This window comes from Anaeromassilibacillus sp. SJQ-5 (assembly GCF_054108045.1).
Map to the genome: position 1 here is coordinate 841,312 of NZ_JBPJWQ010000001.1, position 18,345 is coordinate 859,656.

The 18,345-nt window shown below is 62.8% G+C and carries 16 protein-coding genes; 7 read left to right on the forward strand and 9 right to left on the reverse strand.

Features of this window, described 5'->3' with window-relative positions; translation table 11 throughout:
- The 6 genes from accB (at position 1) to ACSAMM_RS03420 (ending at position 6,743) form a co-directional block, all read left to right on the forward strand.
- A complete protein-coding gene (gene accB / locus ACSAMM_RS03395; RefSeq protein ID WP_178720544.1) occupies positions 1–426 on the forward strand; it encodes an acetyl-CoA carboxylase biotin carboxyl carrier protein in 426 nt (141 codons plus the stop codon).
- 15 nt (positions 427–441) lie between these two features.
- Positions 442–858: a 3-hydroxyacyl-ACP dehydratase FabZ gene (gene fabZ, locus ACSAMM_RS03400; protein ID WP_457789773.1), complete on the forward strand. Its 417-nt coding sequence runs from the start codon at positions 442–444 to the stop codon at positions 856–858.
- A 52-nt stretch (positions 859–910) separates the two neighbouring features.
- Positions 911–2,218, forward strand: coding sequence for an acetyl-CoA carboxylase biotin carboxylase subunit (locus ACSAMM_RS03405; RefSeq protein ID WP_457789774.1), 1,308 nt, complete (start codon positions 911–913; stop codon positions 2,216–2,218).
- A gap of 1,172 nt (positions 2,219–3,390) precedes the next feature.
- Positions 3,391–4,254 (forward strand): acetyl-CoA carboxylase, carboxyltransferase subunit beta, encoded by an 864-nt coding sequence (accD, locus tag ACSAMM_RS03410; protein ID WP_457789776.1) that lies wholly within the window; start codon positions 3,391–3,393, stop codon positions 4,252–4,254.
- The gene (locus ACSAMM_RS03415) at positions 4,251–5,024 is read left to right on the forward strand and encodes an acetyl-CoA carboxylase carboxyltransferase subunit alpha (RefSeq protein WP_457789778.1); all 774 of its coding nucleotides are present in this window, start codon (positions 4,251–4,253) and stop codon (positions 5,022–5,024) included. Before accD ends, ACSAMM_RS03415 begins: the two co-directional genes overlap by 4 nt.
- Positions 5,025–5,069: 45 nt before the next feature.
- Positions 5,070–6,743, forward strand: a complete 1,674-nt coding sequence (locus ACSAMM_RS03420; protein WP_457789780.1) for an AMP-binding protein — start codon at positions 5,070–5,072, stop codon at positions 6,741–6,743.
- A 52-nt stretch (positions 6,744–6,795) separates the two neighbouring features.
- Here the strand turns inward: ACSAMM_RS03420 and ACSAMM_RS03425 are convergent, their stop codons facing one another.
- From ACSAMM_RS03425 to ACSAMM_RS03455, 7 genes are all read right to left on the reverse strand, one after another.
- Entirely contained in the window at positions 6,796–7,518 is a 723-nt protein-coding gene (locus tag ACSAMM_RS03425) for a hypothetical protein (protein ID WP_457789782.1), read from the reverse strand.
- A gap of 48 nt (positions 7,519–7,566) precedes the next feature.
- Positions 7,567–8,022 (reverse strand): hypothetical protein, encoded by a 456-nt coding sequence (locus tag ACSAMM_RS03430; RefSeq protein ID WP_457789784.1) that lies wholly within the window; start codon positions 8,020–8,022, stop codon positions 7,567–7,569.
- Between the two features lie 370 nt (positions 8,023–8,392).
- On the reverse strand, positions 8,393–8,884 hold the full coding sequence (locus tag ACSAMM_RS03435; protein ID WP_457789786.1) for a hypothetical protein: 492 nt from the start codon (positions 8,882–8,884) through the stop codon (positions 8,393–8,395).
- 495 nt (positions 8,885–9,379) lie between these two features.
- Positions 9,380–12,535 carry a hypothetical protein gene (locus ACSAMM_RS03440; RefSeq protein WP_457789788.1) on the reverse strand — a complete coding sequence of 1,052 codons (3,156 nt, stop codon included), beginning with the start codon at positions 12,533–12,535 and terminating at the stop codon, positions 9,380–9,382.
- Between the two features lie 185 nt (positions 12,536–12,720).
- Positions 12,721–13,326 carry a phage baseplate protein gene (locus ACSAMM_RS03445; RefSeq protein WP_178723617.1) on the reverse strand — a complete coding sequence of 202 codons (606 nt, stop codon included), beginning with the start codon at positions 13,324–13,326 and terminating at the stop codon, positions 12,721–12,723.
- A 44-nt stretch (positions 13,327–13,370) separates the two neighbouring features.
- Positions 13,371–14,639, reverse strand: coding sequence for a replicative DNA helicase (locus ACSAMM_RS03450; RefSeq protein WP_457789790.1), 1,269 nt, complete (start codon positions 14,637–14,639; stop codon positions 13,371–13,373).
- 468 nt (positions 14,640–15,107) lie between these two features.
- Positions 15,108–15,686, reverse strand: a complete 579-nt coding sequence (locus ACSAMM_RS03455) for a hypothetical protein (RefSeq protein ID WP_457789792.1) — start codon at positions 15,684–15,686, stop codon at positions 15,108–15,110.
- A 208-nt stretch (positions 15,687–15,894) separates the two neighbouring features.
- Here ACSAMM_RS03455 and ACSAMM_RS03460 point away from each other — a divergent pair, with 208 nt between their 5' ends.
- Positions 15,895–16,083 (forward strand): hypothetical protein, encoded by a 189-nt coding sequence (locus ACSAMM_RS03460; protein ID WP_178723623.1) that lies wholly within the window; start codon positions 15,895–15,897, stop codon positions 16,081–16,083.
- A 574-nt stretch (positions 16,084–16,657) separates the two neighbouring features.
- Here ACSAMM_RS03460 and ACSAMM_RS03465 read toward each other — a convergent pair.
- Both ACSAMM_RS03465 and ACSAMM_RS03470 read right to left on the reverse strand, forming a co-directional pair.
- A complete protein-coding gene (locus tag ACSAMM_RS03465) occupies positions 16,658–17,101 on the reverse strand; it encodes a transposase (RefSeq protein WP_457789794.1) in 444 nt (147 codons plus the stop codon).
- Between the two features lie 490 nt (positions 17,102–17,591).
- Entirely contained in the window at positions 17,592–18,326 is a 735-nt protein-coding gene (locus tag ACSAMM_RS03470) for an ATP-binding cassette domain-containing protein (protein WP_178723625.1), read from the reverse strand.
- Positions 18,327–18,345: the final 19 nt, after the last annotated feature.

Here is an 18,345-nt window from a genome sequence, read left to right on the forward strand (position 1 = left end):
ATGAACGTGGAAACCATCGAACAGCTGGCCCGGGTGATGCGCGCCAACGGACTGACCGGCCTGGAATGGACGGAGGAGGGCTGCACGCTGAAGCTCTCCATGGGCGGCGGAAAGGAAGCGCCTGCCCTGCCCGCGGCCCCGCGGGCGGAAACGGCGGCGGAAATTGCCCCCGTCCTGCCGGCCGAGGCGGCCGGGCCCGTCATCAAGGCCCCCATGGTGGGCATGGCGTATCTGGCGGGCGCGCCGGGCGCGGCCCCCTTCGTCACGGTGGGCGACCGGGTGAAAAAGGGCGACGTGGTCTGCATCATCGAGGCCATGAAGCTGATGAACGAAATCACCGCCGAGGAAGACGGCGAAATCGCGGAGGTCTGCGTACAGAACGGCCAGGTCGTGGAGTTCGGCCAGCCCCTGTTCCGCCTGCGCTGAAAGGGCGGGAAAGCCATGAACAAGCAAGAGATTATGCAGCTGCTGCCCCACCGGGACAACATGCTGCTCATCGACGAGGCCGAGGTGGTGGACGGCGAGGCCCACGGGCGCAAAACCATCACCGGGGACGAGTGGTTCCTCCAGGGCCATTTCCCGGGAAATCCCGTGGTGCCCGGGGTGATCCTCTGCGAAATCCTGGCCCAGTCGGCCTGCGTGCTGCTGGCCGCCGGGGCCGCCGAGGGGGCCACCCCCTTCTTCACCAGCCTGGACAAGGTGCGCTTTAAGAACCCGGTGAAGCCGGGGGACGTGTTCGAGACGACGTGCACCCTCGTGAAGGCCAAGGGGCCGTTCTATTTCTGCACCGGCAAGGGAACCGTGAACGGCAAGCTGTGCGTCACGGCGGATTTCTCTTTTGCGTTAATAGGGAAATAGAGCAGAGCAGACATCCCCACATGGAATTCCTCCTCGAAAGGATGAATACAGTATGTTTTCAAAAATCCTGGTGGCCAACCGGGGAGAAATCGCCGTGCGGATTATCCGCGCCTGCAAGGAAATGGGGATCGCCACGGTGGCGGTCTATTCCGAAGCGGACGAGGAGGCGCTGCACGTGGCCCTGGCGGACGAGCGGGTCTGCGTGGGCGCGGCCGCGTCGGCGGACAGCTATCTCAACCAGCAGAATATTCTGGCCGCCGCCCTGGCCACCGGGGCGCAGGCCATTCATCCGGGCTACGGCTTTTTGTCGGAGAACGCGGCTTTCGCGCGGCTGTGCAAGGAGCAGAACCTCGCCTTCATCGGCCCCGACGGGGACATCATCTCCAAAATGGGGGACAAGGACGCGGCCAGACGCCTGATGAAGGAGGCCGGGGTGCCCACCGTGCCGGGCAGCGAGCTGCTGGAATCGGTGGAGCAGGCCCGGGCCGAGGCCGCGCGCATCGGGTATCCCGTGCTCATCAAGGCCAGCGCCGGGGGCGGCGGCAAGGGCATCCGCCTGGTGAACGGGGAGGAGGAGCTGGAAAACGCCTTCCACACCGCGGCCGCCGAGGCGGAAAAGGCCTTCGGGGACGGGCGGGTGTACATGGAGAAGTTCCTCTCCCCGGTCAAGCACATCGAGGTGCAGCTGCTCGCCGACGAGCAGGGGCACGTGGTCTGCCTGGGCGAGCGGGAATGCTCCATCCAGAAGAACAACCAGAAGCTCATCGAGGAGACCCCCTCCTCCGCCATTTCCCCCGCCTTGCGGCAGGAGATGATGGACGCGGCGGCGGGGGCGGCGAAGGCCGCGGGCTACCTGGGCGCGGGGACGGTGGAGTTCCTGCTGGACGGGGACGGGCGGTTCTATTTCATCGAGATGAACACCCGCCTGCAGGTGGAGCATCCGGTGACCGAGTTTGTCACCGGGGTGGACATCGTCAAGTGGCAGATCCGCATCGCGGCGGGGATCCCCCTGGATTTCACCCAGGAGGACATCCGGCTGACCGGGGCGGCCATCGAATGCCGCGTCAACGCCACCGGCTGCGGCACGGTGGATTTCCTCCACGTGCCGGGAGGGCCGTGGGTGCGGTTTGACACCGCGCTGTACCAGGGGTGCGAGGTGCCGCCCTATTACGACCCGATGATCGGCAAGATGATCGTCTACGCCGGCACGCGGGAGGAGACCATTCGCAAGATGGAATCCGCCATGTGCGAGCTGGTCATTAAAGGGGTGCCGGTCAACATCGAGAGCCAGCTGGAGATTCTCGGGGACCCGGCGTTCCGGGCGGGGACGTATACCACCGATTTTATGAAAAACCGGTGATACGTCGGTAAGATTTTCGCCCGCCACTGGCAGGGTCGAGGGGCAGCGCCCCCGCCGCGTCCCGCAGGACGCGGAATCCCTTCCCCAAAAAAAGCGCAGGAGGGGCGAAAAACACCCCGGTGGGGTGTTTTACGGCGGGGAACCCTCGCCGGGGGTTCCCCGATTGCCCGTTAGGGCAATACAACCCTATCGGGTTTTATGCAGGTATGCGGGGCAGAATTCCGTACTCCTCTCGCGGCTGTGAGCCGCCCGCACCCCTTCTTTTCTTTTTCCGGAAAAAGAAAAGAAGGGGGAGAAAAGAAAAAACATGGCCAACAGACGCGCAGGAAAAGAACACGTCGAATCTTTTCCGTCCTATCTGCTTGAGATTGCGCTCGCCGTGGGGGAGACCCCCACTGGAAGAACGAGGCTACGCCCCGTTCTTCACCCCCCATGTAGGAAATAAATCCTGTAAAATATTCGGCGCTATAGTGCGCAACAGCGCCTATCAACCGGGAAGCGTGTCCTTTTCCCGCGCTACGAGCGCGCTGACGCGCGTAGTATACTTGGGCGATCACCCAAATTGTACAATCCGGTGGGGTCTCCCCGTCTTAGGACGGCGAGCCCTATCAATCAAAATAAGATAATCCCCCGCTTGCGGCTACCTTCTACGGAGCCCCGTATGGGCTCGGCGGCCTAAGCCGACGAGACCGGCAGGGGCAGAGCGTCCCCCCTTGTTTCTTGGTTCTCCTCATGCAGCGCAGCCCCAGGAGAGTCAGTCGCCCAACTTCCGCAACGTGTGGTTACGCACAGACGAGGCGGGGCTGGTAGCAAGCAGAACGGGCTGCCGCATGGTTATTAGCGGGCGTACCGGCGGCGACGCAGGCGCTACAAAGTTTCTATTTTTCTTGTAAGGGGCCGAAGCCCGCAGCGACACAGGGGTTGGCGCGAGGCAGAGAGTGGGTTTCCCCCCGCCGGATGGTTTTCCAAAGGCTTTTTCTTTCTCCCCCGTCTTTCTTTTTCACGCACGAAAAAGAAAGATGGGGTGCGGGGTGCCTCACAGGCACAATCAGCCCGCGGGGTGGTGCCCCGCATACCAACAAACTCCCGATAGGGCATAGCGCCCGCTGCAAGAAGCAGATATAAAAACACTCATCAACATTAGCAATCGTTAGAAAGTCAGGTGACAGTTTATGCAGCTTTTGGGGCTTTTCAAAACGCCGAATAACGAGCTGGAGAAGGGCGGGCGGTCGCCTGCCCGGCAGGACGCGGACACCACGGTGCAGACCAAGCTCTGCCCCGCCTGCGGCCGCCGCCTGCCGGTGGGCGACCTGTGGAACAACCACAGCGTCTGCCCCTGCGGCCACCATTTCCGCATGAACGCCCGCCAGCGGGTGAGCTTCATCACCGACCCCGACAGCTTCGAGGAAATGAACGGGGAGATGAAAAGCCGGGACCTGCTGGGCTTTCCCGGCTATCCCAAAAAGCTGGAGAACGCCTGGCTGGCCTGCCGCGAGAAGGAGGCGGTGGTCACCGGCACCGCCCGCATCGGGGGCCGCCGCTGCGCCCTGTTCGTCATGGAGCCGTATTTTATGATGGGCTCCATGGGCACGGTGGTGGGGGAGAAGCTGACCCGCCTGTTCGAGCACGCGGCCGAGGCCGGCCTGCCGGTGGTGGGCTACACCGTCTCGGGCGGGGCGCGCATGCAGGAGGGGATCCTCTCCCTGATGCAGATGGCCAAGGTCAGCGGCGCGGTGGGGCGGCACAGCGCCGCGGGCCTGTTCTACCTCACGGTGCTCACCGACCCGACCACCGGCGGCGTGACCGCCAGCTTCGCCATGGAGGGGGACATCATCATGGCCGAACCCGGGGCCATGGTGGGCTTCGCGGGGCAAAGGGTCATCGAGCAGACCACCAACAAGAAGCTGCCCGAGGGCTTCCAGCGGGCGGAATTCCTGCTGGAGCACGGGTTTGTGGACTGCATCGTTCCCCGCAAGGAGCAGCGGCGGGTCATCGCCGGGCTGCTCGCGCTGCACGAAAGGGGGCCGCGGGCATGAGCGCTTACGACAAGGTACTGGCCGCCCGGGCCAAGGGGCGGCCCACGGGCCTCGCCTACATTGAGCATATCTTCACCGACTTCCTGGAGCTGCACGGCGACCGCCGGTACGGGGACGACGGGGCGGTGGTGGCCGGGGTGGCCCGCCTGCACGGCGAGCCGGTGACGGTCGTCGCCATCGAGAAGGGGGACACCACCAAGGAGCGGATCCGCCGCAACTTCGGCGCGCCCAGCCCCGAGGGCTACCGCAAGGCGCTGCGCCTGATGAAGCAGGCGGAGAAGTTCGGCCGGCCGGTGGTCTGCTTCGTGGACACGGCGGGGGCCTTCTGCGGCGTGGGGGCCGAGGAACGGGGCCAGGGCCAGGCCATCGCGGAAAACCTGATGGAGATGATGACCCTGCGGGTGCCCATCCTGTCGGTGTTCGTCGGGGAGGGGGGCAGCGGCGGCGCGCTGGCGCTGGCCGTGGCCGACGAGGTCTGGATGCTGGAAAACGCGGTGTATTCGGTGATTTCCCCCGAGGGGTGCGCCAGCATCCTGTGGAAGGACCCGAAAAAGGTCAAGGAAGCCGCCGAATGCCTGAAAATGACGGCGGCGGATCTGCTGCGCCTGGGCGTGGTGGAACGGGTGGTGCCGGAAAAGGGGCGGGATTTCGACGAGCTTTCTGCCTCTCTCGGGCAGGCGCTGGCCGACAAGCTGGCCGAGAAGCGGGCGCTGCCCGTGGAGGACCTGCTGCGCGCCCGGTACGATCGCTTCCGCAAAATCGGAGGCTGACGCCCAACGGCGGCGGCTTTGACATTAGAAAGGTTGGGCATGAATATGCAGCTGTACAAACGCTTCTGCCAGGAGGAATTTAACGAGCACGGCACCCTCACGCGGTTTTCCATCCACCATCCGGACAATTTCAATTTCGCCTACGACGTGATGGACGTGCTGGCGGCCGAGGAGCCGGATAGCGAGGCCCTGGTCTGGTGCAACGTGGCCGGGGAGGAGCGCCGCTTCACCTACGGGGAGCTGGGAGAGCTGAGCAACCGGACGGCCAACGCCCTGCGACAGGCCGGGGTGAACAAGGGCGACCGGGTGATGCTGATGCTCAAACGGCACCACGAATATTGGACCACCATCCTGGCCCTGCACAAGCTGGGGGCCGTGGCCGTGCCCGCCACCCACATGCTCACCGTCAAAGACATCGTCTACCGGGTGCAGGCGGCCTCCATCAAAGCGGTGGTCTGCACCCCGGAGGGGGAGCTGGCCGACTACGTCGCCGAGGCGCGGAAGGTCTGCCCGACCCTGACGATCCCCTGCATCGTCCGGCAGCCAAAGGAGGGCTTCCTCTTCCTGGACGAGGCGGTACAGGCCGCCTCCCCCGTCCTCGAGCGGACGGACACCCTGGCCACCGACCCCATGATCATGTATTTCACCTCCGGCACCACCGGCTATCCCAAGGCGGTCATCCACGACTTCACCTATGCCCTGGCCCACATCGTCACGGCCGTCCACTGGCAGAACGTCAAGGAGGGCGGGCTGCACCTGACGGTGGCGGACACCGGCTGGGGCAAGGCCTCCTGGGGCAAGCTCTACGGCCAGTGGCTGGCGGGCGTGCGGGTGATGGTCTACGACTTCGACAAATTCGTGGCCGCCGACCTGATGGGGATCATCCAGAAATACCGGGTGACCTCCTTCTGCGCGCCGCCCACCATCTACCGCTTCCTCATCAAGGAGGGGATGGACGGGTACGACCTGTCCAGCCTGGAATACGCCACCAACGCGGGGGAGGCCCTCAACTATGAGGTGTACCGCCGGTTTCTCGAGAACACCGGCATCCACCTGATGGAGGGCTTCGGCCAGACCGAAACCACCCTGCTCATCGCCAACCTGGCGGGCAGCGAGACCCGCCCCGGCTCCATGGGCAAGCCCTCCCCCCTGTACGACGTGGCCCTCGTCGACCGGCAGGGGAACGAGGTGGCCCCCGGCGAGGTGGGCGAAATCGTGGTGCGCCCCTGCAAAACCGGGCGGCAGTACGGGATTTTCAGCGCGTATAATAACGACGACGCGCTGTACGCCAAGGCCTGGCAGGGCGGGGTCTACCACACGGGGGACACCGCTTACATCGACGAGGACGGGTATTACTGGTACGTCGGGCGGTTGGACGACATCATCAAATCCAGCGGCTACCGCATCGGGCCGTTCGAAATCGAGAGCGTGCTCATGGAGCACCCGGCGGTGCTGGAATGCGCCATCACCGGCGTGCCCGACCCGGAGCGCGGCCAGGTGGTCAAGGCCACCATCGTGCTGACCAGCCAGTATCCGCCCTCCGACGCCCTGGCCAAGGAGCTGCAGCAGTACGTCAAGAAGGCCACCGCGCCCTACAAATATCCCCGGGTGGTGGAGTTCGTCACCGAGCTGCCCAAGACCATCAGCGGCAAAATCCGCCGGGTGGAAATCCGCGCCAAGGATGCCGGCGTGGAGGAGAAAACCCCGGTAACGGTGTAAAAAACCGGCTATGCGCGGCACAGGCGCATAGCCGGTTTTTACAAGGGAGGGTTCAGGATGAGAACGCGCTATTCATAACGTTTAAATCCCAGGCAGAATTGCGCCCTCCAAAGCTGAAACGCGCTTGACAGTTCAGCGTTGCCATGTAACTAGAAGAGACAGGAATCCAAGTGTCGAATTTGTCATATGTGCAAGTCCAATCTCTGGGCTCCGCTCCAAAATATTCTTCGCCTGAAAATGACCGATAACCATTGTGAGCCGTGTTTCCGGTTTGGCCGAATTGGATATAGGCACCATAATACTTGATGCCGCTTTCCAGATAGGAGCCGCTTCCGGGTCCGATTAATCCTCCTAAAATTTGCGACATACTGTAATAGGAAACATTGTCCAGAGTGGTGACGGAATAGTAAATCTGCGTGTAACCCCTAGCAATGCCGCTTTTATCCGGAAGCTCTGCATAATGCCCTTCTCGGCCAGCTCGCAGAGTTTCGTAGAGTTCATTCACCGTGATCTCATCAGTCAGTGGCGCGAGGGCAACGCTGGTGGATTCAAAATATTGCGTCTGTGCCCCAGAACGTGTCTTAACGCTGTTCACCATGGTGGTTTTATGCACCTGTACTGCGTTGTCAACTATGGAGATTTCGCCACCTTCAGCCAGTTCGAAAATGTCGATATCCTTATCTGCGGCTGCGGCCGTGTCGATTTCTGCGAAAGCCGGACAAGAGGCTGATAGGAACATACCAACTGTCAATAATGCGGCGAAAAGCTTTTTCATTTTATACTTCCTTTCTCTATTCAGATGGTTTTATGGCCTCTGCTTTTCCTACCCATTGGAATCGCCTTCTTTCCTACTACTTGGGGGTGCCCACAGGCCAAAAAATAGACCGATACCGGCGATTGGCAAACCAAACTGCAGTTGATATACCATTTGGACAAAGCGGTTGGCATATGGAATATAGCCGTTCATGGTGCCGCATATGATGAGGATATAAGCGAGAATCAGCAAAATGGATACCAGGAGTAAGACCGCACGGATAGCTTGGCTGTGTACCGCCTGTTTCATGATAGAATATCTATATAACAGATAAAAAATGAAATAAACGGCAGCGGTCAGCATTAACGGGAAGAAGATATCATGTAAAATGGCAAACGGGAGTGTATAATAGGTCTGCAGGAAATTTGTACGGTTTATGGCCGTCCATATCCAGTAGGCACAGCCAATTCCTTCAAAAATGATAGACACAAGGGCGGTAATGGCAGCGGCTGGATGTCTGTTCATGATTTCACCACATCTTTCTTTAAGTAGCAAAAAATGGTATATGTATAGTATAGCGCTATAGGATTACCTAATCAATTAGCAAAAGAGAAGAATCCAAATAAAAATTTATGTAAATTACATATGAAATATACGCAATTTCCTATATTAAAATAGGGAAACTCGTATGGATTGAAAAGGGTGTCATTACATTAGTGGATATTCTTTAGAAAAAGAAGCGTTAAAAAACGCGCACGGTCAAAGGGGCGCGCCATGAGCGGAGAATCCGAGCCGGGTTCCGCCGCTTTGCAAGAAATGGCCCAGCGGAACGAGTTCCGCTGGGCCATTTCTTCTAAAAAGGCGCGCACCTAAAACCGTACGCGCTTTTTCTGGTTTAGTCCGCCGGCTCCTCCTGGGCGGGGGACGGCGCTTTCATGCCGGCGTACAGGACGGCCCCGGGGATCACCAGCAGGAACCGCAGCCGCAGCAGCCACTCGACCGTCAGGCCGGACACCCGGCCGAACAGGCCCCCCAGGACGAGGGCCAGGTATACCACCACCATGGCTGCGGCCAGCAGCCGCAGGGCCACCCGCCCGACGGGACAGAGGGCGCCTCCCTGTCGCGTCTTGGACGCGACATCGGTCTTCTTCAGCCATGAATATGGGGATAGGAACAGCCGGTCCAGCGCCCACAGCAGCAGATAGGCGGCACCCGCCAGCATGAGGGGCTGCACCGCCAGCTCCAGCACCGCGATGGGCAGCAGGTTGTAGGCCCGCGCGTACGCCTCCCGGTGCAGGGCGGCGTGCCCCCAGAAGGCGGCGCCGGCCAGCTCCAGCACCAGGATGACGGCGGCCGTCACGGCGGCCGGTCGGGTGGACTGTTTCATACGCGCGCTCCTTTCTGAAGGCGGGGGATTCGCTTACCTTCAGTATAGAGCCGCGAGGACAGGCTGTCAATAGAAATGCCGAAAAAAATTATGAAGATTTCCCATATATGGACAGGCTATTCCGCCATGTCCGACAAGCCGTGCGGACAAACCGGGGAAAGAGTTTTGACATCGCGGGGGAACTGTGCTATAACCATATGGTAGTCAAGGGGCGCACACCTCCGATGGAAGGAGGTGAGGCCGATGGGGAAAAGGGTCATTAAGTACATATTCTGTGTAGTTGTCCTGCTCCTGCTTTTCGCGGTGTTTGCGATAAAAGTAAAATAGTCCCTACGCTTGCCAGAGCGTAGGGACTAGGGGCCGCCAGAGGCTCCACACGCAGCGCCCCTTGGCTACCTTTACTATAGCATAAAAGGCGGGAAAAGTCAACGGCATAGCCACCGCGCAAGAAGAACCGGACGGGAATTCGAACCGGCCCCGCCGCGATCGGGTGAGTTAAGCGCCGCTCTGCAGGGCGGCAAGCGCGGCCTCCAGCTTGGGGATGACGATATTGACATCCCGGTTATATCCCACCTCCATCGTTCCGGCGTCGGCAAAGACGCGGCACACCGGGGCGGGCGGCAGGATGCGGGCGGGGTCATGCTGGGTCACGGCGGGGGCGTCCAGCTGGTACACCACCGTCACCGGCGTGCCGGCGGCGTACTGGGCGGCTAATATGTCCCGCGCAGCTTGCAAGGTAGTGAAACGGCTATCCGTAATCACCATCACAACGGGATTGGGGATATACACCTTGTTATTGTCCTGCGTCCAGGCAGACGACGTGTAATGCGTGGATATGGGCATGACGGATTTATTAGCGGCAGCGTCCAGGTCTATAGATACATATCGCTGGCCATTTCCGTGGGCTTCACACCGCATGCTTTCTGTCCCGTCGAACACCACTCGCTTCCATCGCCGGGTTTCCACACCCGAAACCGCGTCGTATTCGTCGTTCACGGTTCCGTCGCCGTACAGGGGGGCCAGCGCGGGCAACGTGATAGTTTGGCCGGTATACGGCTCATAAGGGGTGGCGGTGTCGCCTTTCTCCAGCTGGATCCCGAACACGTAATCGTTAAAAACCGTGCCCGCGTCCATGCGGATGTTAAACCCGGAAGCCATACACGTCCGCTGGAAATGGTGTTCCTTTGTTTTCATATTTACCAGGGTAAGCCCCTGTATATCGCCGTTATACTGTACTAAGTTATACCCCACAAATTCCGCTGTGCCAGACTGCACCTGAACGGTTGCCGTGAGGGTACCGTCCAAACGAACAGGTTGTGTACAAAAAACGGGGCAGTTGTTGTTGGCGGTGCAGGTGCCAGACAGCTTCAACAGGCCGCCTTCCAGCGGCGTAATGGTAACGCCGCTGTATGTCCCTTCCGCCGTCCTGGTAACTGGCAGCAGGTTCTTCCCGCACACCGTCACCTTTGTCGGCTGTACACCCGCGAGGGTATACGGGTTATCGGGCCCCTTATCCCCCGACCCGGTCTCGGCGGTCGCGCCCAGCACCGCCGCCCGGCGCAGCGCCCCCGTCGGGGACACGTCCTCCAGCGCGGCCACCGGCCCCGAAGCCGTGCCGGTCAGCACATTGGCGTATCGGTCGTCCGCCGCCGTTTTGTCTGCCTTGGCGTCCCACTGCATGGGGGCGGACAGCGGATACCGGACGGCCCCCTCGGCCGAAATATCCAGCATCAGATTGGTGCATCCTGGATAGGTGTGGATCCGTTGCGGCCCGTGCTGGGTCACGACCGGCTCGGCCAGCTGATACACCACCGTCACCGGGGTGCCGGCAGTGGCTCGGGCAGACAACCAGGCCTTGAAATCGTCCAGCGTTGCTATTGTGGTAAAGACAGATAGGTCTTTTCTCGTGCTGGCAGACGCAACACAAACCGCCGTTTGCATACCGGATGCCCCGTTTTTAACGAAAGAGAAGTGGGTGCAAACACCAGCCGCTGCCGGCGCATCGAAAACATCCGGCAGCGCATACCCATATACTCCCGCGCCGCTTGTCCTCGTTATCCACGCCTCTGTTCCGTCGAACTCCACCCGTCCCCACCGCCGGGTTTCCACGCCGGTGGCCGCGTCGTATTCGTCGCACACGGTTCCGTCTCCGTACAAAGGGGCCAGCACGGGCAAATCGATGGTCTGTCCGGCGTAGGAGGTGTAGGGGGTGGCGGCGGTGCCGAACTCTAACTGCGCGGAAATCGGTGCGTCCGGCGCGATCGGCGTTGTCTGGTCTGGATAGGACACCACCAGCACCGCATAGCGATAGGTGTCCTTGTTCGGCGTGAACCTAAGCTGCGCCGCTGTGTTGTTGGCGCTTTGCAGCCAGCCAAGCCCCACCTTATTGGCACCTAAAAAGTAGACGTTTAATGCGGCATATCCCGCCGCGACGGAGAACACATACTGCACGTGCGGCACGATGGGGATAATTTCGGAGCGTATGCGTGATTCCGCCTGGGTGGTGTACGCCCCTTGGTAAAATGTCGGCGGACACAAATTCTTCCCGCACACCGTCAGGCTCGCCGGCTGCACGCCCGTGATGGCATACGGATTGTCCGGCCCCTTGTCGCCCGTGCCTGTCTCGGTGGTCGCGCCCAGCACGGTCACGCCGCCGAAGGCCGCGTCGTCCGCGTCGGTCAGGGTGATCCCGCCGCCGGTGAAGGGGCGGCGAATCTCGGTGGCCCGCAGATACCGGCTGTCGCTCTCCCCGGCGGTATAGCACAGCATATCCCCGGTGGGATCCACCTGGACGGTGTACCCCTCCGGCATCTCGCCGCCGCCCACGTACACCCCGCTGACCCCCTGGGGGCCCTGGGGGCCGGTGTCGCCTTTTTCGCCCTTCAGCTCGCCTGCGTCCAGCTTGGCCTGCACCGCGTCGGCCACGGCGTTGGCGTTGGAAGCGGCGGTGCTGGCCGTTCCTGCCGCGGTGTTGGCGCTGGCCGCCGCCGTCCGCGCCTGCTCGGCTGCCGTATTGGCCCCGCTGGCCGCCGTGTCAGCCGCCTCCTTGGCCTCCTGCGCCCCGCCGGCCGCCGCGTTGGCCGTGGCCGCGGAAGCGTCCGCGCTTGCAGCGGCGCGGTTCGCGTTGGCCGTCGCCGCGTTGGCGCTGGACACAGCTTCATCCACCTTGTCCGCCGCCGCGTTCGCGCTTTCGGCGGCTTCGTTCGCGGCGTCGGTGGCCTCCCTTGCGTCGGTCATCAGGGCGGACAGGTTGGTTTTCACCTCGTCCTCCAGGGGCCCGGCGCTCTCCCGGGTGGCGAAGGTCAGCAGGGCGGGCAGGGTGTAGACCACCTGCTCCTCCTGGCCGTCCGCCCCCGCCGCCACCGCGCAGAGCCGCAGCGTCCCGCAGCCCCCCGCCCGGGTCCACGGTTCGGGCAGCAGGCAGGACAGCTCTCCGTCGACGGGGGTGGCTTCCCCGCCCGCGTCCAGCCCGCCCATGCTGTCCACGAACTCAAACCGGTAGCGGTATTCTGCCCGCAGCAGCGCCTCGTCCAGGGCGAAGATCACCCGGGTGGCGTTGTGTTCCCCCTGCACCCCGGCGTATTGGGGGTTGGAGGGGCGTACCCCATTGGCGTCCGCTTGGACGCGCAGGGTTCGAATGGGTTCCTGCATATGCATTCCTCTCTTTCTTTCGATTAGGCCCTGTTTGGAAAATCCAGAATACTGTCTATTTCTACTGCGAAGCGCCGATAGCTGCGTCAAAAATGCTCCGAATCCGAAAGGATTCGTCCGCTTTTTTCCTTGCTCTTGACGTTTCGCAGCGAAATATCCAGCACTTTTTATTTTTCAAACAGGGCCTACGCTGTGCGCTTGAACATGTAGCAGGTGATATAGGGCTGCAAAACGGGCACCGGCTTGCCCTCGCCCCGCAGGGCGAAATCCCACCCCCCCGCGTAGTTGCCGGAGGCGAAGAGGGTGACCGTGCCGTCGTACACCGCGTCGGTGGGCAGGTTTTCCCCGGTGAGCACCACGCTTTTCGCGCCGCCCACCTGCTCGGGGGAGGCGAATTCGGTCTGGGCCGCGTCCACGCCCACCGGCGTGCGGCCCGTTCCCCAGGGAACCCATTCGCCGCCGAGAAAGCTCGCGGGGCTGACGTTCACCGTGGACAGGTAGAGGGAGCCCACGGGGTAGATTTTCGCCAGCAGGGCGGCGGCGTCCACAACGCCCGCGTCCCCTTTATCGCCCTTGTCTCCCTTGGGACCTTGCGGCCCCTGGGGCCCCGTGTCGCCGGGATCGCCCTGGGGGCCCTGCGGCCCGGTCGTGCCGGGGTCGCCCTTGCCGCCCTGAGGCCCCTGCGGGCCTTGGGGGCCGGGGATGCCCTGGGGCCCGGCTTCCCCCCGTACCGCCGGAATGGGGATGAGATTGCCTTGCGCGTCCCGCACGCGCAGAATAGGTGTGTTCATGGACAAGCTCCTTTCAAATGGTTGCGTTTTGCAACTTTATGGTTTCAGGAGGCCGCGGGTTTCGCGGCCCCCGAAGCCTCCTCTGTCGCCGGGGGCTTAAGCTCCGCGAAGCGGCTGTACTGGGGCCGCCAGGCGAAGCGCAGCGTCCCGGTCGCGCCGTGGCGGTTCTTGGCCAGGGTGGCCCGCACCGGGCGGGAATCCCCGCCGGTCAGAAAGCGGTTGGCCCCCTCGGCCTGGAGGAAGAGAACATAGTCCGCGTCCTCCTCGATGGTGCCCGATTCCTTCAGGTCGGAGAGCTGGGGCCGCTTGTCGGGGCGCAGCTCCACCTGGCGGTTCATCTGCACCAGCTCCACCACCGCCACCCCGGTTTCCAGGGCCAGGGCCTTGAGGGCCCGGGTGGTCTCGGCCACCTCCTCGTACCGGCTGCCCCGCCGGGGCATCTTCATCAGGGCCAGATGGTCGAGGAAAATCACGGCGGGCCGGCATTCCCGGATGTGCCGGCGCAGGTCGTCCAGGCTGGGGGGCGCTTCCGCCACCCGCACCGCCTCCCGGCCCTGCAGCAGCCCGATGGCCCGGGCCACCAGGGCGCGTTCCTCGTCGGTCAGCCGTTTGTCCCGGATGCGGGCGCTGTGCAGGCCGGTCAGCTGGGCCGCCACCCGGGTCATCAGCTGCCCGCCCCCCATCTCCATGGAGTAGTAGAGCACCCGCAGCCCCGCCGCCGCGTACCGCAGCAGGAGGGACAGGGCAAAGTCGGTTTTGCCGTGGCCGCTGCGGGCCGCCAGCACGAACACCGACCCGGGCAGCAGCCCGCCCATCAGGCCGTCCAGCCCGGGATAGCCGGACAGATGCCGCGTGTCCTGGCTGAACAGGCCGGTGTACAGGTCGACATAGGCCTCCGACAGGGTGCAGCCCGGGGGCGAGCCGCCGCCCGCCGCCTCCTGCTCGCCCACCACCCGGCGCAGGGCGGCGGTCATGCCGTCCGCGTTCTCGCCCGACGCGCCGATGCGCTGAAGCGCCGCGCGCAGGCTGCGCTGCCGCCATTCCTCCCGCAGCTGCTCGGCGTAATGGGTGTAGCCCGACACCCGGGGCATCTGTTCGGCGCAGCGGAGGATTTCCGCCCGTTCCTCCGGGCTCAGGTCGGGCAGCAGGGTGACCGCGTCGGGCCGGGTCCCCGCCGCCTCCAGCTCCAGCCCCCGCCGCGCCACCCTGCGGTAAAAGGCCGATTCGAACCAAACCGGCTCGATGCGCGGCTCCCGGCAGGCCGGCCAGTCCACCACCAGGCACCCGATCACCGCGCGTTCCGTTTCCAACATACCGAAGCTCCTCTCCGATTCGTCCATCGCAAGTCCGCCGCCCGCCGAGGCGGCGGCTACTCGCTCAGCCGCCCGTAGACGGTAGAGTAGGGGAAAGAAGCCTGTCCCCGCTATGCGGGGCGGCGGCCCCTTGTGCCGCCGAAGGGTTCTTTCCAATCCCGCTTGTGGTTACCAACCCTAGTTATGTGCCGCCGAGAGCTTCTTTCCGATCTCGCTTGTGGTCAGCACTCTATCACTCAACTGAGCCGCCCGCAGAAATTAGATGAAGGGAAAGAAGCGCGTCCCCGCTTTGCGGGGCGCCGGCTACCCGCTCAGCCGCCCATAGACGGTAGAGTAGGGGAAAGAAGCCTGTCCCCGCTATGCGGGGCGGCGGCCCCTTGTGCCGCCGAAGGGTTCTTTCCACTCCCGCTTGTGGTTACCAACCCTAGTTATGTGCCGCCGAGAGCTTCTTTCCGATCTCGCTTGTGGTCAGCACTCTATGTATGGGGGCAATACGTCCAGCAGGCTGGCCTCCTCCGGGATGACGGCGGGGATGTCGTCCCCCGCGTCGGGGTACGCGTTCCCCTCAGGGAAGGCCCCCTGGGGGGCGTCGGGGGGGAGAGGTTCGGTTGTGTTGGGTTGGGTACGGTTCTGTAGGGCGCGCGTCGCGTGTGCGTCACCGGCGACAGGATCCGCCGCCTTGTCGCTGTTCAGTAGGCGTTGTTTCCTCCGCCGTTCCCGATCCTGCTCGCGCTTTTCTTCTCGTTTGGAGATGAGCCGCCCGGCGTAATCCTGCCAGTCGTGGATCCGGTTGTCCTCATCGACGAACCCCGCCTTTTTCAGCGCCGGGAGAACCGAGCGGAGGTGTTCTCCCTCCCACCGGACAACCCGCGCCACGCCAGTGGCTCCCAGGGCGCTCAGGTCTCCGTCCGGGGCGTGATCCAGCGCCCACCACCACAGAAAAAACAGGTGCCCGATCCCCTGGGAATGGGGAATCTTTAGTCGCTTGCACAGCTTCATCAGCTTCGGACTTTCTGCCAGACTTTGATGCGCTTCGATCCATGCCATACGATCAACTTCCTTTCCTGATGTTCTATTATAATTATATCTCAAAACAGGATAAAAGTCAAGAGAAAGTTTCCGATAACTGGGAAAAAAAGAACGGATACTGTCGAATAAAAAAGTTGGCGGCAGGTGTATAAATCGGCCCAAACCGTGATAGAATGAGGGGGATGGAGGACGGCGTGTCCTCCACAGGGGAAAGGATGAGGAGCGTATGCATATCCGGGAGCTGACACTGGAGGAAGCGCGTGCGGTGGTGGAGGCTCGGGAGCCCCGGGGCCTGTTTTGGGCCCGGGAGGCCGACGGCTATCTCGGCATTGACAACCTCGCCGGCGAAGCCTTCGTCGAGACCTTCGGCACGCTGGAGGCCTGCCGCCGCTGGCTGAACCGCGAAGAGGCCTGACGCGTCTGCGTCAGGCCTCTCAGCGTGTCGACAAAGTCGACACGCTGCTGGACGGGGATGCCGGATCGCGGCGGCTCGCTATACTCGCCTTGCTCCCTCTATCCCCGCCAGTGCCACCCCTGCTCTTGAAAACCGGCGGAAACACGTGTGTTTCCGCCGGTTTTCGCCTATAAGGTGTGTTTGCGAGGCACATGTCCTCGCAAACACCGATCGGTAACCCGCCCCTGCTTTTTTCGTTTTCCAAATGGCGGATTCCCCTTTTTTGACAGACTGAAGAGGCCTGACGCGTCTGCGTCAGGCCTCTTTTATATATAGGGATCAATAGAAATGCTTGCCGGCGTCATCGCAAAAGGCGATATTTTCCAGGGAAGCCGCCAGAAAATGGGCCCGTTTCGCGGGCGGCGGGGGCGGTGATGGCGGGAAATCCCGCCCCGCTTGTTGCACCCCTGTAGGGGCGAGCATCGCTCGCCCGTCCCTCTGGCGGCGGGAGCATTACGCGGGCGAGCACTGCTCGCCCCTACAACCCCTGTCCGAACGGGCGGTAATGGTGGGGAATACGTCCCGCCAGGGGTGGTTATTCCTTATATAAAGCGTCGGCGTTCCATCTGGCGGGGTTGTTGGCAATGTATTGCCAGATTTCCTGATAATCGGCGCGATCACGGACGATGTGATCATGGAAGGATTTCTGCCAAATGGAGCGTCCCAGCCGCTTGGTGACCGCGCCCTTCATTTGCTGCATCACGCGGGATAGGGAGGGCGTCTCCTGCCCGTCCCCGGTTAGGACGAGAAGCATGTGGAGATGGTTGGGCATGATTACATATGTGGCGATGGAGAGGGCGGGATACTGCCGGGGGATGGCCAGAATGGCTGCCTCCACAATTTTGCCAGAAGCGGACAGCCGGGTATACGCCGGGCAAACGTCGCTCGCCCCGGCAACGCTTCCCAGCAGGCATTGCTTGTTTTCCGTGCAGAGGGTGATAAAATACGCCCGGGGACAGCTGTAATCAAAATCTTGCAAGCGGTTCCGTTTTCTTTGCGGATATTCCATCATGACCACCCGGTTTATACTCTACCATAGAACCCGCTGAAGGGCAATTCTGGAAAAGGCAATGGTGATGAAAAACCACACCATGCTTGTTGCCATAGCGGTGGGGCAATACGCGGGCGAGCCCCACCATCCCCGCCCCGAGAGGGCGGTATCGTCGGGAAATCGTGCACGCCCCGAGAGGGCGGTGTCGTCGGGAAATCGCTCCCGCCTCGAGAAGGGCGGTGATGGTGGAAAATCCCACCCCGCCTGTTGCACCCCTGTAGGGGCGAGCATCGCTCGCCCGTCCCCCTGGCGGCGGGGGCACTACGCGGGCGAGCACTGCTCGCCCCTACAATCCTGACCCGAGAGGGCGGTATCGTCGGGAAATCGCTCCCGCCCCGAGAGAGCGGTGTCGTTGGAAAATCCCGCCCCGCCTCGAGAGGGCGGGGCTGCGGAATAGAGCAAGCGTTCGGCAGTCCATCTACAGCCCCAGGGTGCTGGCCGGCTCCGGCGGGGGGACGGGGGCGGTTTTTCGGGGCTTTTTGGGCGGGGTGCGGCGCTCCAGGCGGTACACCACGTCGGCGGCCTGGGCCACGGTGGGGGAGTGGGTGACCACGATGATGCACTTGTCCTCCTCGTCGGCCAGGCGGCGCAGAATCTCCATCACCGCGTCCTGGGTTTCCCCGTCCAGGTTGCCGGTGGGCTCGTCGGCCAGCAGGACGGCCGGGTCATAGGACAGGGCCCGGGCGATGGCCACCCGCTGCTGCTCGCCGCCCGACAGCTTGAGCACCCGGCGCAGGCCCCGGTCCTCGTCCAGCTCCACCTTCTCCAGCAGCTCCATGGCCCGCCGCCGCTTCTCCGCCGCTTTTAGGGGCGCGCCCGGCATGGCCTTGCCCGCGATGTCCATGGACAGCTCCACGTTCTCCACGGCGGTCAGGTTGGGCAGGAGGTTGAAGCTCTGGAACACCACCCCGACGTACTGGCTGCGGTAGCGGTACTGGTCGATTTGCCGGATGTCCCGGCCGTCGAACAGGATGCGGCCCGCCGTGGGGGCGGTCAGGGCCGACAGGAGGGAGAGCAGGGTGGTTTTCCCCGCGCCCGACCGGCCGACGATGGCGTAGATTTTTCCCTTTTCAAAGGTATAGGACACGTCCTGCAGCACGGGGACGCCCCCGCCGTAGGCATAGCCGACGTTTTCCATGGTGAGAATACTCATAGCTTTATCACGCTTCCCT

Coding starts and splice junctions, on each gene's coding strand:
- accB (WP_178720544.1), top strand. CDS start 1: ATGAACGTGGAAACCATCGAACAGCTGGCCCGGGTGATGCGCGCCAAC.
- ACSAMM_RS03445 (WP_178723617.1), bottom strand. CDS start 13,326: ATGAACACACCTATTCTGCGCGTGCGGGACGCGCAAGGCAATCTCATC.
- ACSAMM_RS03420 (WP_457789780.1), top strand. CDS start 5,070: ATGCAGCTGTACAAACGCTTCTGCCAGGAGGAATTTAACGAGCACGGC.
- ACSAMM_RS03430 (WP_457789784.1), bottom strand. CDS start 8,022: ATGAACAGACATCCAGCCGCTGCCATTACCGCCCTTGTGTCTATCATT.
- ACSAMM_RS03455 (WP_457789792.1), bottom strand. CDS start 15,686: ATGGCATGGATCGAAGCGCATCAAAGTCTGGCAGAAAGTCCGAAGCTG.
- ACSAMM_RS03405 (WP_457789774.1), top strand. CDS start 911: ATGTTTTCAAAAATCCTGGTGGCCAACCGGGGAGAAATCGCCGTGCGG.
- ACSAMM_RS03415 (WP_457789778.1), top strand. CDS start 4,251: ATGAGCGCTTACGACAAGGTACTGGCCGCCCGGGCCAAGGGGCGGCCC.
- ACSAMM_RS03450 (WP_457789790.1), bottom strand. CDS start 14,639: ATGTTGGAAACGGAACGCGCGGTGATCGGGTGCCTGGTGGTGGACTGG.
- ACSAMM_RS03435 (WP_457789786.1), bottom strand. CDS start 8,884: ATGAAACAGTCCACCCGACCGGCCGCCGTGACGGCCGCCGTCATCCTG.
- fabZ (WP_457789773.1), top strand. CDS start 442: ATGAACAAGCAAGAGATTATGCAGCTGCTGCCCCACCGGGACAACATG.
- ACSAMM_RS03440 (WP_457789788.1), bottom strand. CDS start 12,535: ATGCAGGAACCCATTCGAACCCTGCGCGTCCAAGCGGACGCCAATGGG.
- ACSAMM_RS03460 (WP_178723623.1), top strand. CDS start 15,895: ATGCATATCCGGGAGCTGACACTGGAGGAAGCGCGTGCGGTGGTGGAG.
- ACSAMM_RS03470 (WP_178723625.1), bottom strand. CDS start 18,326: ATGAGTATTCTCACCATGGAAAACGTCGGCTATGCCTACGGCGGGGGC.
- ACSAMM_RS03425 (WP_457789782.1), bottom strand. CDS start 7,518: ATGAAAAAGCTTTTCGCCGCATTATTGACAGTTGGTATGTTCCTATCA.
- accD (WP_457789776.1), top strand. CDS start 3,391: ATGCAGCTTTTGGGGCTTTTCAAAACGCCGAATAACGAGCTGGAGAAG.